The organism is Roseateles sp. P5_B10 (assembly GCF_056400485.1).
This window is the reverse complement of sequence record NZ_JBFULE010001787.1, coordinates 1-513: the sequence shown is the minus strand read 5'-3', so window position 1 is coordinate 513 and position 513 is coordinate 1. Positions and strand designations below refer to the sequence as shown.

Here is a 513-nt window from a genome sequence, read left to right as displayed (position 1 = left end):
GCCCAAGTGCGCATGAGCCCCTCAATCGTGGTGGATGCCGACCGGCGGCACAACTCGCCGGACAAGCGGTATATGTAACCACTGGTCACGGTGGCCGGGTACCGAAAATCGGCCCATGCGCCCATGCCCTCGCCCGTCACGCCAAGGTTTTTCCCTGATCGAGCTGATGGTCGCGCTTGTGGTCGCTGGCATCCTCGCCGCGATTGCCTATCCTGCTTTCACCTCGCACATGCAGCGGGGCAGGCGCGCAGACGCGATTGCCGCACTGACCGCCGTCATGCAGGCGCAGGAGCGTTTTCGCAGCAACAACGCCAGCTACGCGTCGACGGTGGGCGCGCTCGGGCTGGACATCTCGAAGATCACGCCGCTTTACGGCGTCACCCTGGCAGGTGTCGGCGCGGCGGCGAGTTTCAACATCGGCTATGTCGCGACGGCCACGCCCATCGCCGGTGGCAAGCAGGCGCTGGACGTGACCTGCAAGACCCTGGTAGTGACGCTGCTGGGGGCCACGCC

The 513-nt window shown here is 65.9% G+C and carries 1 protein-coding gene; it reads left to right on the top strand.

The annotated features are described in order from the left end of the window. Positions 1-166: 166 nt before the first annotated feature. A partial coding sequence (locus tag AC1DU6_RS35915) for a type IV pilin protein (RefSeq protein WP_477863440.1) occupies positions 167-513 on the top strand: 347 nt, incomplete at its 3' end.